Consider the following 15,193-nt stretch of genomic DNA (forward strand, 5'->3'; position numbering starts at 1 on the left):
ACGGGTTATTGATTTAGGTGCTAATAGTTATTAAGAAAGTTGTCGAAACAGGTCACAATTTGACGATATAATCGGCGATTCTTTAGATACAGAGTGCAAAATTCGGAATGAAATGGCTTAAAAGACTGTTATTTTTAGTTTTCCTGGGAACAAGCTTAGGCTTAGCAGCCATCACCGCACTATATTTTTATTTTGCGCCACAACTACCAGACGTCTCAACCTTACGCGATGTGCAATTGCAAACTCCAATGCGAGTGTTTAGCGCAGACGGAGAATTGATTTCCCAATTTGGTGAAAAAAGACGGATCCCTCTACAAATTGAAGAAGTGCCTGAACAAATGTTACAAGCATTCCTCGCTACCGAAGATGCTCGATTCTATTCTCATCCAGGTATCGACCCGATCGGTATTACTCGCGCAGCGGTTAACTTAATTGCTACGGGAGAAAAAAGCCAAGGCGCCAGTACCATTACTCAACAGGTCGCGCGAAATTTCTTTTTAACCCGAGAAAAAACCTACATCCGAAAGATCAAAGAGATCTTTCTAGCAATAAAAATCGAACAAGAGCTATCTAAAGATGAAATCTTGGCGCTATATCTGAACAAGATCCCCTTGGGTTATCGCTCTTTTGGTGTTGGCGCAGCAGCACAGGTTTACTATGGAAAAACCGTAGACCAGCTTACCCTGCCACAAATTGCGGTAATTGCAGGCTTACCTAAAGCCCCTTCAGCATTAAATCCTATTCGCTCGCCAGAAAGGGCCAAAGACCGCCGCCGCGTGGTGTTAGGGCGCATGTTAGAGACAGGCTATATTGATCAGGCAACGTTTGATGAAGCCAGCCAAGCGCCAATGACAGCGACTTACCATGGGGCTGAGATTACTTTAGCGGCGCCATACCTGGCGGAAATGGTGCGTCAGCAAATATTGCAGCAGTTTGGCGAAGACGCTTATACCACCGGAATGGATGTTTACACCACAATCAGTGCCAAACGCCAAAATGCAGCGACTCTAGCACTAAGAACTAACTTAAAAAGTTATGACCAACGCCACGGGTTTCGTGGAGCGGTTAAACAGTTATGGACGGCTGAACAAGCCCAATTAAGCGCTGACGAGATAGTTAAGCAACTTAGCTCTCTACCTAACTATGGAGAGCTACGGGCTGCGGCCGTGACCAGCATTGAAGATAAACAGGCAAAGGTGATTGTAAAAGGTGGTTCTTTTGGCGTAATTGCTTGGGATGATATGAAATGGGCTCGGCGTTTTATAACTGATACTCGCCAAGGTCCAGCACCAAAGTCTGCTCAAGATATTCTTAATGTAGGTGATGTGATTTGGGTTGAGCCACTAGCAACTCAAGTAAATAGTACTGTTGAAGTAAGCGATGTAGCCTTGAGTGACGACGCAGAACAACAAAGCGTTAGTAACTACTCACTCTCTCAATTGCCCGACGCTGGCGCAGCATTAGTTGCCATATCGCCATTAGATGGTGCGATTGAAGCATTAGTGGGTGGCTTTAGCTTTAACCAAAGTAAGTTTAACCGGGTAACTCAAGCTAGCCGCCAAGTAGGCTCAAATATAAAGCCTTTTCTTTATTCTGCAGCATTTGAGCAAGGCATGACCTTAGCAAGCTTAGAGAATGATGCACCAATTAACCGCTGGGATAAGGCAATGGGGGTAGCGTGGAGACCCAAAAACTCGCCGCCTGTATACGATGGACCGATTCGTCTACGAGTTGCATTGGCCCAATCTAAAAACGTGGTATCGGTGCGTTTAATGCGAGACCTAGGCGTAGATACTATTATTGATCACTTGGCAAAGTTTGGGTTTCCTAAAAGCGAATTACCACGAAACGAATCTCTGTCGCTAGGTTCAGCATCGCTAACTCCGATGCAAGTGGCTAGCGCTTATGGTTCATTTGCTAATGGGGGCTACCTAGTAAGCCCTTACTTTATTGACCGAATCGAAGACGGTGAAGGCAACATAATATTTCAACAGGTACCTAAGGTAGCCTGTGATAGCTGTTTTGAGATCATTGATAAAGCGCCAAAACTTGAAGACCTGTTAAACCAATCTGGCGATCCGTTGAAGCAATGTGATATCTCTTTTGCCGATGAAAGCGACTTAGCACCAAGAATCATCAGTGCCGAAAACGCCTTCTTAGTTTCTCAAGCGATGAACAGCGCTGTTTGGGGTGGCGGGAGCTGGGCACATAAAACCGGTTGGAACGGCACCGGTTGGCGTGCTGCTAGAGCTTTAAAACGCCGAGATATTGCCGGCAAAACCGGTACCACCAACGATGCTAAGGATGCTTGGTTCTCTGGCTTTGGTCCCGACTTGGTGGTTACGTCTTGGATAGGCTTTGATGACTTTAACCGTGAGCTTGGTGAAGCAGCTTATAATGCCAATTTAGACAAAAACCAAGTTACTGGAAAGGAATTTGGCGCACGAACAGCTCTACCTGCTTGGATAGATTTTATGGAAGTAGGTTTAGCAGGGGTGCCAGAACAAACTTGGCAAGCCCCCCGAAATGTATCAACAGTTCGTATTGATCGCACAACGGGCTTACTCACTAAATCTAGTGACCATACCACCCGCTTTGAATTTTTTGAGGAAGGCACCGAGCCAACTGAATATGTAAAACAATCTGTTAACTCAGTGTTCGATAGTGAAGAAGAGCTATTTTAAGACAGCGCAGAATGCTGTTGAATCAATTTAGCCAACTGGTTAAAGCAGGGACGCCGAACAGAGTTATTGCGATATAGCAAACTTATTCGGCGGCTCGGTTCAGGCGAACTAAATCTTCGATAGCAGATACCACTTTGTTCTTCAGTATCAGGAATAGCTAACTGCGGTAGCAAGGTAATTCCCATACCCGCAGCCACCATATGACGCAAAGTCTCCAAACTCGTCGCCTTAAAGCTAGTATCTTCTTTTGCGCCAGCAGCAAAACAGTAGCCCATTGCTTGGTCGCGTAAACAGTGACCATCCTCTAGCATTAGTACCTGCTCACCACTGAGCTCTGAAAGCTCCACCTCTTTTTGCTGCTGCCACTTATGGTTTGAGGGCATAGCAAGCATTAGCGGCTCATCAAACAGATCGATGGCTCCAAAGCGATCCATTTCTGGAAGATAAGCAAGCAGCAGGCAGTCTAGCTCTCCTTCTTCTAACCTCTGCAACAATACATTGGTCTGTTCTTCATAAAGAAAAAGTTCCATTTCGCTAAACTCTGAACGAATATACGGAACAATCTTGGGTAACAGATAAGGAGCTACGGTAGGAATTAGGCCAACATGAAGTGGCCCAGCCATCGGAGCCTGGAAGCTCTTAGCCATGTCTTTAAGGCCCTTTACTTCGAGCAAGATGACTCTAGCTTTCGCTGCAAGCTCATCACCAGCATGAGTGAATATCACTTTGCGCGAGGTACGCTCAATAAGCAATAAACCAAGCTCTTCTTCTAACTTAGCTATTTGCCCACTCAAGGTAGGTTGACTAACAAAACACTTTTCAGCCGCTTTGCGAAAATGCTTCTGCTCTTGCAAAGCGACTAAATACTCCAAATCTCTTAAATTCAAAAGATATCCCCAGGGTTTTATTAAACTCTCTATTTATAGATCCTAAATCAATAACTTCACTAGTGTAACAATTATTGAAAAGAGATTAATTAAACGTGGAAATGTCGAGGACAGCTTCAGGAGAAAAATAGAAAGCTCTAATGCCCGAGAGCTTTAGAGCTTTAGAGCTTTAGAGAAATAAAACTTAGGTTTTTTCGATAACAAACTCTAATTGAGGAAGCAGTTGCTTACCTGTTGGCTGCAACACTGGCAGCATTATGTAGTTATTGCCACCATTTAAGCCAACACCATCATTAAAGTCTGTATAAAATAAAGCTGTTTCTGGGTCTGCTGGTAAGCTGTCTCCTGCTGGCACTACAGCAAATTGGTTGCTATAAGGGTGAGCAGGTACATTGATAGCACTACTATACTCCCCAACAGCCACACTGCTAGCTACCAAAACCAGTTCCCCACCATCTTCTTTGGTCATATAGAAGTCGAGAGGGCCTTCATAATCAGCATAACTATAAACGTTAAGTAGACGTACATTAACGCTCACGTTAGAAGGTCTAGAGTCTTGAAAAGGTACCTTCGCTAAACGGAGACCTTTATTACTACCTATATAACCGTATGCGTATATCCAGTTTCGACTATTTGAGCTAATCGTAAAAGTTGAACCAGCTTGACCAACAATCGTTCCGGCGTTTGAGTCATAAGCGGTAAACACAACACTTTTAGAGGATATATCTTCTTCCCAGCTATCAAAATTAACAAACTCACCATTATGATTTGCGTAGGCAACGCCTTCACCAATTAAACTACTGGGGGTGTTAACGTAACTATAATAAAGGTCAAGAGGAAGAGAGTACTCTGCATCATAAGGGTTAATGTATAGATTCAGAAATGCCGCACTTGTAGGTATCGTCGATGTATTGTTTTCATCAGCTGTTGAATTACTTCCATCTAAAGCAACGCTACCATCACCTCCACACCCAAATAAACTAAATGACACTAAAAATGCCATAGCAAGTTTTATCTTACGTCCTTTAAACATACCGCTTCCTTGTCAGCAAAAATTCAATAAAAATGACATATTCGCCAATAATATCATTTAATTAAGTGACCTTAATACTTTTAAGTAGAAAGTCATTAGTTATAGAGAGATTATTTTTGTTAATGTTGAAGGTGGTCAATTTTTCTAGCTTGAATCGCTAATATACGCGGAGTCAACGGTAAGGCTTGGTGCACTAAAACAAAAAAGGCCGCTTACGCGACCTTTTTCTTGCTGTGCTGCTCTTCTTATTCGAAGATTTTAGCTACAACACCCGCACCTACTGTACGGCCACCTTCACGGATTGCGAAGCGTAAACCTTCGTCCATCGCGATTGGGCAAATTAGCTCTACAACAAATTTCAAGTTGTCGCCTGGCATTACCATTTCTACGCCTTCTGGTAACTCTACAGAACCAGTTACGTCAGTTGTACGGAAGTAGAACTGTGGACGGTAGCCTTTGAAGAATGGCGTGTGACGGCCACCTTCATCTTTGCTTAGTACGTATACTTCAGCTTCGAACTTGGTGTGTGGAGTGATTGAACCAGGTGCTGCCAATACTTGACCACGCTGTACTTCGTCACGCTTAGTACCACGTAGAAGAATACCACAGTTCTCACCAGCACGACCTTCGTCTAGAAGCTTGCGGAACATTTCTACACCAGTACAAGTTGTCTTAGTAGTCTCTTTAACACCTACGATTTCAATTTCTTCTGAAACCTTGATGATACCGCGCTCTACACGACCTGTTACTACCGTACCACGACCTGAAATTGAGAATACATCTTCAATTGGTAGTAGGAATGGCTTGTCGATGTCACGCTCTGGCTCTGGGATGTAAGTATCTAGCGCTTCTGCTAGTTCTACAATTTTAGCTTCCCATTGCTCTTCGCCTTCTAGGGCTTTAAGCGCTGAACCTTGAATTACTGGAATGTCATCACCTGGGAATTCATATTCAGATAGAAGTTCACGTACTTCCATTTCTACTAATTCTAGAAGCTCTTCGTCGTCTACCATGTCACATTTGTTCATGAATACGATGATGTAAGGTACACCAACCTGACGAGAAAGTAGGATGTGCTCACGTGTTTGTGGCATTGGACCATCTGTAGAAGCTACTACTAGGATAGCGCCGTCCATCTGTGCTGCACCGGTGATCATGTTTTTAACGTAATCGGCGTGTCCAGGACAGTCTACGTGTGCGTAGTGACGAGTTGGAGTGTCGTACTCTACGTGTGAAGTAGAAATGGTGATACCGCGCTCGCGCTCTTCTGGAGCGTTATCGATTGCTGCGAAATCTTTAGCTTCACCACCGTATACTTTTGCAAGTACGTTGGTAATAGCTGCTGTTAGAGTTGTTTTACCGTGGTCAACGTGGCCAATTGTACCAACGTTTACGTGCGGTTTTGAACGTTCAAATTTTTCTTTAGACACGATATGTACCTTCTTTTCCATTCCAATCTGCCTCACCCGAGACAGACCAATCATAGTTGAATTAGTTTACTTTGCTTCAACAATAGCATCAGCAACATTTTTCGGCGCTTCGTTGTACTCTAGGAATTCCATAGAGTAAGAGGCTCGCCCCTGAGTTGCCGAACGTAGATCTGTAGCATAGCCGAACATTGCAGACAGCGGCACTTTAGACTTAACAATCTTTAAGCCCGCAGCCCCATCGTCCATGCCTTCAATTATGCCACGACGACGATTCAAGTCACCCACTACATCACCCATCCAATCTTCAGGGGTTGTAACTTCTACTTTCATCATCGGCTCGAGCAGTACTGGATCAGCGTCCAATGCACCTTTCTTAAAGCCCATTGCACCGGCAATTTTAAACGCCATTTCGTTAGAGTCAACATCGTGGAATGATCCATCGAATAAGGTGACCTTAACATCAAGTAGCGGATAGCCAGCCAATACACCCTGATCCATCTGCTCTTTACAGCCTTTATCAACAGCTGGGATGTATTCTTTTGGAACAACACCACCAACGATTTCGTTGACAAATTCGTAACCAGCACCTGGCTCTAGAGGTTCCATACGCAACCAAACATGACCGTATTGACCACGACCACCCGATTGACGTACAAACTTTCCTTCCACTTCAACTTGCTTGCGAATTGCTTCGCGATAAGCAACTTGAGGTTTACCTACATTACAATCAACGCTAAATTCGCGCTTCATGCGATCTACGATGATATCTAAGTGTAACTCACCCATACCAGAGATAAGGGTTTGTCCAGATTCTTCGTTAGTTTCTACGCGGAACGATGGGTCCTCAGCAGCCAACTTACCTAAAGCTACGCCCATTTTTTCTTGGTCAGCTTTGGTTCGAGGCTCTACGGCAATCTGAATTACCGGCTCAGGGAATTCCATACGCTCAAGAATCACTTTACGGTTCATATCACATAAAGTGTCACCCGTGGTTACGTCTTTGAGACCAATCGCCGCGGCGATATCACCAGCACGAACTTCTTTGATCTCTTTACGGTCATTTGAGTGCATTTGCACCATACGACCTAAACGTTCACGTTTTTGTTTAACCGAGTTATACACCGCAGTGCCGGTTTCAACCGTCCCCGAATAAACACGCATAAAGGTAAGTGTACCCACAAATGGGTCGGTGGCAATTTTAAACGCAAGTGCCGCAAACGGCGCGTCGTCATCTGCCGGACAAGCAACTTCATTGTCCTTTTCGTCTGTACCTTTAATTGCTTCAACGTGGTTTGGAGCAGGCAAGTATTCTACAACCGCGTCAAGCACTGCTTGAACACCTTTGTTTTTAAATGCACTACCACAAGTCGCTAGCACGATCTCATTGTTTAGGGTGCGCTTACGCAAACCAAACTTAATCTCGGCTTCAGTCAACTCGCCTTCTTCAAGATATTTATCCATTAATTCATCGGTAGCTTCTGCAGCAGCTTCAACGAGTTCTTCGTGTAAAGCCTCTGCACGCTCTACCAAATGAGCAGGAATATCTTCGTAATTGAAGGTGGTACCTTGGTCTGCTTCGTTCCAGTTAATGGCCTTCATTTTGATCAGGTCAATAACACCAACAAATTCGTCCTCAGCGCCTATGTTCAACTGAATAGGTACACAGTTGGCACCTAAACGATCACGGATTTGATCAATTACTCGTTCAAAGTCTGCACCAGCTCTATCCATTTTGTTCACGAATACCATTCGCGGAACAGAATATTTGTCAGCTTGGCGCCACACTGTTTCTGATTGAGGTTCAACACCAGATGAACCACAAAATACAACAACTGCACCATCTAATACACGCAATGAACGTTCAACTTCAATAGTAAAGTCAACGTGTCCAGGGGTATCGATGATATTAATACGGTGTTCGTCGTACTGGGCGTTCATACCACGCCAAAAGGTGGTAGTAGCCGCAGAGGTGATGGTAATACCGCGTTCTTGTTCTTGCTCCATCCAGTCCATGGTGGCTGCGCCATCATGCACCTCACCTATTTTGTGAGATAGACCGGTGTAGAAAAGGACACGTTCTGTAGTTGTTGTTTTGCCAGCGTCAACATGAGCAACAATACCAATGTTACGGTAGCGCTCAATTGGAGTTGTACGAGCCATTGTTATCCTCTTGCTAAGGAGTAATCCTTAGTCTCACATAGAAAGTAGCGCAGCTGCTAAGCAGCTGCGCAACCAATTACCAGCGGTAATGTGCAAACGCTTTGTTTGCGTCGGCCATACGGTGAACGTCTTCACGTTTCTTAACCGCAGAACCTTTGTTTTCAGCTGCGTCTAGGATTTCACCCGCTAGACGTAAAGCCATAGATTTTTCACCACGTTTACGTGCTGCATCTACCATCCAACGCATACCTAGAGTGTTACGACGTACTGGACGTACTTCAACAGGTACTTGGTAAGTAGAACCACCTACACGGCGAGATTTAACCTCTACCGATGGGCGCACGTTTTCAAGAGCAACTTCAAAAATTTCTTGGTGAGACTTGCCTGATTTATCAGCAGCAGCGTCTAATGCACCATATACAATCTTTTCTGAAATTGATTTTTTACCATCAACCATTACTACGTTGATGAACTTAGCCAGTAGTTCTGATCCGAACTTAGGATCTGGCAAGATTTTGCGTTGACCGATCACTCGACGTCTTGGCATTTTAATATCTCCGGTTTGCTTCAGGTTTCCCCAAAACGAATTTTAAAAAAATTTCGCTATAACTAAATGTTTGGCCTTACTTAACGGAGAGCCGTTATGACTTAGGACGTTTAGCGCCGTACTTTGAACGTCCTTGACGACGATCACTTACGCCAGCACAGTCTAACGCGCCGCGTACGGTGTGATAACGCACACCTGGTAAATCTTTAACACGACCACCGCGAATCAAAATTACGCTGTGCTCTTGTAGGTTGTGACCTTCACCACCGATGTAAGAAGTCACTTCGAATCCGTTAGTTAAACGAACACGAGCTACTTTACGTAGTGCTGAGTTTGGTTTCTTTGGTGTGGTGGTATATACACGAGTACATACACCACGACGTTGTGGACACGCAGCTAGTGCTGGTACGTTGCTTTTAGCAACCTTACTTGCACGTGGCTTGCGAACCAACTGGTTAATCGTTGCCATTCGAAATAGCTCCTGAAATTACATTTAAACATGTGAAAAAATCTACCCCAATTTTGGGGAGGCGAAATTTTATGCGCTTGCAGGTAAAGAGTCAAGGCTTGCGATGATCACAAGCTTGATATTTTTGATGAATGGGAGCTGAGTTACCAAGTCATAGAGGGCGTGTGTTGTTCCGTTAATGTTACCAAACCTTGGTAATCGATCAGTACGCTATCGCAGACTTCGATACCCCGAGCACTCACATCGGCACTTAACACCGAGACTCTAGCGCTTTGTGCAAGTACCTTTAAACGCGTGTCATTACGCAGCCATGAGTACACGGCATCTTCGATAAGTACTAGATGTCCACCGGTTTCGAGCTGAGCAAGGCAGCGTTCGTAGGGGTCACTTGCATAAGGATGTCGCATAATATGTAGCATGCTAAAATCTCAATATTGCATGAGCATGACAGCATTCTGAATAGAACTGTTTTGCTTGTTTAACTCTAACGCTAATAGCAAGTTGTTCTAAAGAAAGGCCACATTCTTTTAATGATTGTTGATCAACGTAGATCTCTTCAACATCGTAAAGATCCAACAAACCATAGGTAGGAAGCACGTCTCGTTGCTTAATGTTAGTGGGGTTTTGCCCCCTCAATAACTGATAAACCCCATCGCCCTCAAAATAGGCGACAATATCTTCCGATACGGCAGAGGCAGCAAGTGCAGCATCCAGAGCTTCTCGTGCTAAAGAGTTGCCGTGTGGTGCACGACTAAATACAAACACTAATGATTTGCTCATAGATGCACCACTCTATCGCTACTTAACATCGCAGTAGCCATTTCGGCTAATCCAGACATATTAAACTCTTTGTGCATATTCGCTGGCAATTGATGTGCTGCAGCTTCTTCCTGACCAATAATTCCTCTGCGATAGGCTGCTGCACTGCATACAAGAAGCGAACACTCAGATGCTTTTTTTATATCGAGCCAGTGCTGATGAATATTTACTTCATCACTTGCTGGTAGCGAAGTAGACAGGCCATTACTCACCCCATCTAGATAAAAGAATACCGTTTTTATCTGATGGCCAGCTTCAATCAAAGCATTGGCAAAGTTAAGCGCCGAAGCACTTCCTTGTTTGCCATACAAGGGGCTAGTAACAACTAAGGTATAAGTAAGGCTCATAAACTATTTAATATGCGCAATAGCTTCTACTTCTACCAACACATCTTTAGGTAAACGCGCTACTTCTACACATGAGCGCGCAGGTGCACTTTCTGGGAAGTAACTCGCGTAAACATCATTAAAGGCAACAAAATTAGCCATATCACTTAGAAAGCAGGTAGTTTTAAACACTGTTGAAGCATCTGCACCAGCAGCAGCTAATACCGCCATTAGATTTTCCATTACTTGTTTTGTTTGCTCGCTTATTCCGCCTTCCACGATCTCCATCGACTCTGGGTCTAATGGGATTTGGCCTGAAGTAAAGACCAATTCGTCAATTTTAGTTGCTTGAGAATATGGGCCGATTGCAGCTGGAGCCGCCTCTGTAGATACAATTTGTTTGCTCATAAAATGCTCTGGATTTTGTTGTTTTTAAAAATGGAGTCTGTGACGAACGCCAGCACTTGTCAAATATTTTGCAGAGAGATAATTAAACCGCAGACATTAAAAAAGGCAGCCAATGGCTGCCTTTTTATCTTAGTATAGTCAGTTACTACTCTGTTTCGCCGCCAGGGGCTGCATTTAGTAGAGCTGCTAAGTTATCAGCTGCTTCATCTGCAGTTATTGGAGCTGGCGCTTCAGTTTGGTTGCGACGATTCTCGTGGTAGGCATAACCAGTACCAGCAGGAATCAAACGACCAACAATAACGTTCTCTTTAAGACCGCGTAGTTCGTCCTGTTTACCACCCACTGCTGCTTCGGTAAGCACGCGAGTAGTTTCTTGGAACGAAGCCGCAGAAATAAACGACTCTGTAGATAGTGACGCTTTAGTAATACCTAGTAACTCACGACGGTATACAGCAGGGCGTTTGCCTTCAGCTTCTAATTGACGATTCTCAATATTCACACGGGCAACTTCAGCTTGCTCACCTAGCAAGAAGCTAGAATCACCAGCATCTAGAATCAAACACTTACGAAGCATTTGACGCACGATAGTTTCAATGTGTTTATCGTTAATCTTCACACCTTGTAAACGGTATACGTCTTGAACTTCGTTTACGATGTAGTTAGAAACAGGGCTAATGCCACGTAAACGTAAAATGTCATGTGGTGATTCTGGACCATCGGCAATTACTTCACCTTTAGCCACTTTCTCACCTTCAAACACGTTTAGGTTACGCCACTTAGGAATCATTTCTTCGTAAGCATCGCCTTCAGCAGGGGTAATCACCAAGCGGCGCTTACCTTTGGTTTCTTTACCGAAACTAATAGTACCGGTAATTTCTGCCAAAATAGCTGGCTCTTTAGGCTGACGAGCTTCGAACAAGTCGGCTACGCGAGGTAGACCACCGGTAATATCTTTAGTACCGCTTGATTCTTGTGGGATACGAGCAATTGCATCACCAACACCCACTTCAGCATTATCTTCTAAGTTTACAATCGCTTTTGCAGACAAGAAGTACTGAGCTGGAATATCAGTACCGGCAATAAGTACGTCGTTACCAGAACCGTCTACCAATTTCACCATTGGACGCATTTCTTTACCAGCGCCGGGGCGCTCGTTAGGATCCATAACGTGAATACTAGAAAGACCAGTTAGTTCATCAGTTTGACGGCTAACAGTTACGCCTTCAACCATGTCGATAAACTTAACGCGCCCCGGTACTTCAGTAATAATTGGGTGTGTATGTGGGTCCCAGTTAGCAACTGTGTCACCAGAGGTAACCGCACCACCGTCTACTACTTCAAGTATTGCACCGTATTGAAGCTTGTGGCTTTCTTTGGTTTGACCCATTTCATCAATAATGGTCAATTCAGTAGAACGAGAGGTTACAACTAACTTGCCTTCGCTGTTAGTTACTACTTTAGCGTTGTGCAGCTTAATAGTACCTGCGTTCTTAACTTGAATGCTGTTTTCTGCAGCCGCACGGGATGCCGCACCACCAATGTGGAAGGTACGCATGGTAAGCTGCGTACCAGGCTCACCAATTGATTGAGCAGCAACTACACCAACCGCTTCACCGCGACCAACCAAGTGGCCACGAGCTAGGTCACGACCATAACAAAGAGCACAAACACCAAAGTCGTTAGCACAGCTAATTACTGAGCGTACTTTAACGGTATCTACTGAGTTCTCTTCAAGAAGGTCACACAGTTTCTCGTCAAGTAGTGTTTTGTCTTTAAGCAGTACTTCGTTCTCAGTACCAGGCTTAATTACATCGCCTACTAGAACACGACCAAGAACACGCTCACGTAATGGCTCAACAACATCACCACCCTCGATATGAGGCGTCATGATAATACCGTCTTCTGTACCACAGTCAGTTTCGGTAACAACCAAATCCTGTGCAACATCTACTAGACGACGTGTTAAGTAACCAGAGTTAGCAGTCTTCAATGCGGTATCGGCCAAACCTTTACGCGCACCGTGGGTTGAGATGAAGTACTGAAGTACGTTCAAACCTTCACGGAAGTTAGCCACAATCGGCGTTTCGATAATCGAACCATCCGGTTTAGCCATCAAGCCACGCATACCAGCTAGCTGACGAATCTGCGCAGCACTACCACGTGCGCCAGAGTCGGCCATCATAAAGATGCTGTTGAACGAGTCTTGACTCTCTTCTTCGCCATCTTTGTTGATAACTGTTTCAGTAGACAAGTTGTCCATCATCGCTTTCGATACTTTTTCGTTAGCCGAAGCCCAAATATCGATTACTTTGTTGTAACGCTCGCCTGCGGTTACCAAACCAGCTAGGAACTGCTCTTGAATTTCGCTTACTTCATCACTGGCTTCTTCCACGATGTCTTTCTTAGCATCAGGGATAACCATGTCGTTAATACCTACAGAGGCACCAGACAAAGTTGCGTAATGGAAACCGGTGTACATTAATTGGTCAGCAAAAATAACTGAGTGCTTAAGACCTAGTTTACGGTAACAGGTGTTTAGCAATCCTGAGATTTGCTTCTTACCCATTGACTGGTTAACTAAATCAAATGGCAAACCTTTAGGTACAATTAACCATAAAATGGCACGACCAATGGTAGTTTGCTTAATCTCAGTTTTTTCGATTTTAGAGCCGTCTTCAGCTACAACAACCTCAGTAATACGTACGTTTACACGTGCGTGAATACTGGCTTGTTTAGCACGGTATAACTTTTCTGCCTCTTTAGGGCCAGAAAGGTACATACCTTCACCTTCAGCGTTAACACGTTCACGAGTCATGTAGTACAGACCCAATACAACGTCTTGCGAAGGAACAATAATAGGCTCACCGTTAGCTGGTGATAGTACGTTGTTGGTCGACATCATCAACGAACGTGCTTCTAACTGTGCTTCTAGGGTCAACGGTACGTGTACCGCCATTTGGTCACCATCGAAGTCGGCGTTATAAGCCGCACACACTAGCGGGTGTAATTGAATTGCTTTACCTTCAATTAGCACAGGCTCAAAGGCTTGAATACCCAAACGGTGCAAGGTTGGTGCACGGTTAAGTAATACAGGGTGTTCGCGGATAACTTCTTCAAGAATATCCCACACTTCACCGCCTTCGCGCTCAACCATTTTCTTAGCAGCTTTAATTGTAGTCGCAAGACCACGCAGCTCTAGCTTGCCATAGATGAATGGTTTGAATAGCTCAAGTGCCATTTTCTTAGGAAGACCACACTGGTGTAGACGCAGTGTTGGACCAACGGTAATTACCGAACGACCTGAGTAATCTACACGCTTACCTAGCAAGTTCTGACGGAAACGACCTTGCTTACCTTTGATCATATCAGCCAAAGATTTAAGCGGACGCTTGTTAGAACCAGTAATAGCACGACCACGACGACCATTGTCTAACAAGGCATCCACTGCTTCTTGCAGCATACGCTTTTCGTTACGCACAATGATGTCTGGAGCAGCTAGGTCTAATAGACGCTTCAAACGGTTGTTACGGTTGATTACACGACGGTATAAATCGTTCAAATCAGACGTAGCAAAACGGCCGCCATCTAGTGGTACTAGTGGACGTAAATCTGGTGGAAGAACCGGTAATACGGTCATAATCATCCACTCAGGTTTGTTACCTGAATCGCGGAACGCTTCCATAAGCTTAAGACGCTTAGTGGTCTTCTTACGCTTAGTTTCAGAGTTAGTAGTTTGTAACTCTTCGCGCATTACTTCGATTTCTTGGTCAAGCTCTAAATGACGCAATAAAGCTAATACAGCTTCAGCGCCCATTTTAGCTTCAAACTCGTCACCGTACTCTTCAAGTGAATCCAAGTAAGTTTCTTCGGTAAGCATTTGACCGCGCTCTAAGCTGGTCATGCCAGGCTCAGTCACAACAAATGATTCGAAGTAAAGAACTCGTTCAATATCACGTAAAGTCATATCTAGTAATAAACCAATACGCGATGGTAGTGATTTTAAGAACCAGATGTGCGCTACAGGAGAAGCTAATTCGATGTGACCCATACGATCACGACGAACTTTAGATTGGGTAACTTCTACGCCACACTTCTCACAAATAACACCACGGTGCTTCAAACGTTTGTATTTACCACACAAACATTCGTAATCTTTAACTGGGCCAAAAATACGGGCACAGAATAAACCGTCACGCTCAGGCTTAAAAGTACGATAGTTAATCGTCTCTGGTTTCTTCACCTCACCAAACGACCAACTGCGGATCTGGTCTGGTGAAGCTAGGCCAATTTTAATGCCTTCAAACTCTTCGGTCTTGCTTTGTTGCTTAAGAAACTTAAGTAAATCTTTCACGTTTCTCTCCAGGTTGGAGTTAAACCTGGGGCGTTTCTAATGAAACGCCCGCCTTGCTTTTAATTCAGGTGAAGTCCTG

The 15,193-nt window shown here is 44.3% G+C and carries 12 protein-coding genes; 1 reads left to right on the forward strand and 11 read right to left on the reverse strand.

What is annotated here, in order from left to right; translation table 11 throughout:
* The first annotated feature begins 107 nt into the window (after positions 1 to 107).
* The gene (locus tag OV592_RS18745) at positions 108 to 2,684 is read left to right on the forward strand and encodes a penicillin-binding protein 1A (protein WP_406609640.1); all 2,577 of its coding nucleotides are present in this window, start codon (positions 108 to 110) and stop codon (positions 2,682 to 2,684) included.
* On the opposite strand, the gene oxyR is transcribed toward OV592_RS18745, so the two are convergent.
* From oxyR to rpoC, 11 genes are all read right to left on the reverse strand, one after another.
* Positions 2,681 to 3,571, reverse strand: a complete 891-nt coding sequence (gene oxyR, locus OV592_RS18750) for a DNA-binding transcriptional regulator OxyR (RefSeq protein WP_406609641.1) — start codon at positions 3,569 to 3,571, stop codon at positions 2,681 to 2,683. The genes OV592_RS18745 and oxyR overlap by 4 nt on opposite strands.
* Positions 3,572 to 3,755: 184 nt before the next feature.
* Positions 3,756 to 4,604 (reverse strand): hypothetical protein, encoded by an 849-nt coding sequence (locus OV592_RS18755; protein WP_406609642.1) that lies wholly within the window; start codon positions 4,602 to 4,604, stop codon positions 3,756 to 3,758.
* A 245-nt stretch (positions 4,605 to 4,849) separates the two neighbouring features.
* Complete coding sequence (gene tuf / locus OV592_RS18760; RefSeq protein ID WP_152783434.1) at positions 4,850 to 6,034, reverse strand: elongation factor Tu; 1,185 nt, start codon at positions 6,032 to 6,034, stop codon at positions 4,850 to 4,852.
* Positions 6,035 to 6,100: 66 nt separating this feature from the next.
* A complete protein-coding gene (gene fusA, locus OV592_RS18765; protein WP_016404063.1) occupies positions 6,101 to 8,194 on the reverse strand; it encodes an elongation factor G in 2,094 nt (697 codons plus the stop codon).
* Between the two features lie 76 nt (positions 8,195 to 8,270).
* The gene (rpsG, locus tag OV592_RS18770) at positions 8,271 to 8,741 is read right to left on the reverse strand and encodes a 30S ribosomal protein S7 (protein WP_016404064.1); all 471 of its coding nucleotides are present in this window, start codon (positions 8,739 to 8,741) and stop codon (positions 8,271 to 8,273) included.
* Positions 8,742 to 8,835: 94 nt separating this feature from the next.
* Positions 8,836 to 9,210 carry a 30S ribosomal protein S12 gene (gene rpsL / locus OV592_RS18775; RefSeq protein ID WP_016404065.1) on the reverse strand — a complete coding sequence of 125 codons (375 nt, stop codon included), beginning with the start codon at positions 9,208 to 9,210 and terminating at the stop codon, positions 8,836 to 8,838.
* Positions 9,211 to 9,353: 143 nt separating this feature from the next.
* Positions 9,354 to 9,629 (reverse strand): sulfurtransferase complex subunit TusB, encoded by a 276-nt coding sequence (tusB, locus tag OV592_RS18780; protein WP_406609643.1) that lies wholly within the window; start codon positions 9,627 to 9,629, stop codon positions 9,354 to 9,356.
* A 1-nt stretch (position 9,630) separates the two neighbouring features.
* On the reverse strand, positions 9,631 to 9,990 hold the full coding sequence (gene tusC / locus OV592_RS18785) for a sulfurtransferase complex subunit TusC (RefSeq protein ID WP_406609644.1): 360 nt from the start codon (positions 9,988 to 9,990) through the stop codon (positions 9,631 to 9,633).
* Positions 9,987 to 10,376, reverse strand: coding sequence for a sulfurtransferase complex subunit TusD (tusD, locus tag OV592_RS18790; protein WP_406609645.1), 390 nt, complete (start codon positions 10,374 to 10,376; stop codon positions 9,987 to 9,989). Before tusD ends, tusC begins: the two co-directional genes overlap by 4 nt.
* A 3-nt stretch (positions 10,377 to 10,379) precedes the next feature.
* Positions 10,380 to 10,763 (reverse strand): RidA family protein, encoded by a 384-nt coding sequence (locus OV592_RS18795; RefSeq protein ID WP_016404069.1) that lies wholly within the window; start codon positions 10,761 to 10,763, stop codon positions 10,380 to 10,382.
* 145 nt (positions 10,764 to 10,908) lie between these two features.
* Positions 10,909 to 15,114, reverse strand: a complete 4,206-nt coding sequence (gene rpoC / locus OV592_RS18800) for a DNA-directed RNA polymerase subunit beta' (RefSeq protein ID WP_221077416.1) — start codon at positions 15,112 to 15,114, stop codon at positions 10,909 to 10,911.
* Between the last annotated feature and the right edge of the window lie 79 nt (positions 15,115 to 15,193).

The organism is Agarivorans sp. JK6, from assembly GCF_045277145.1.
In the GTDB taxonomy this organism is placed as follows: Bacteria; Pseudomonadota; Gammaproteobacteria; order Enterobacterales; family Celerinatantimonadaceae; genus Agarivorans; species Agarivorans albus.

Bases quoted from the DNA above. Each gene is read 5' to 3' on its own strand.
- OV592_RS18745 (WP_406609640.1), top strand. From the start codon at position 108: ATGAAATGGCTTAAAAGACTGTTATTTTTAGTTTTCCTGGGAACAAGC.
- OV592_RS18755 (WP_406609642.1), bottom strand. From the start codon at position 4,604: ATGTTTAAAGGACGTAAGATAAAACTTGCTATGGCATTTTTAGTGTCA.
- fusA (WP_016404063.1), bottom strand. From the start codon at position 8,194: ATGGCTCGTACAACTCCAATTGAGCGCTACCGTAACATTGGTATTGTT.
- rpsG (WP_016404064.1), bottom strand. From the start codon at position 8,741: ATGCCAAGACGTCGAGTGATCGGTCAACGCAAAATCTTGCCAGATCCT.
- rpsL (WP_016404065.1), bottom strand. From the start codon at position 9,210: ATGGCAACGATTAACCAGTTGGTTCGCAAGCCACGTGCAAGTAAGGTT.
- tusB (WP_406609643.1), bottom strand. From the start codon at position 9,629: ATGCTACATATTATGCGACATCCTTATGCAAGTGACCCCTACGAACGC.
- tusC (WP_406609644.1), bottom strand. From the start codon at position 9,990: ATGAGCAAATCATTAGTGTTTGTATTTAGTCGTGCACCACACGGCAAC.
- tusD (WP_406609645.1), bottom strand. From the start codon at position 10,376: ATGAGCCTTACTTATACCTTAGTTGTTACTAGCCCCTTGTATGGCAAA.
- OV592_RS18795 (WP_016404069.1), bottom strand. From the start codon at position 10,763: ATGAGCAAACAAATTGTATCTACAGAGGCGGCTCCAGCTGCAATCGGC.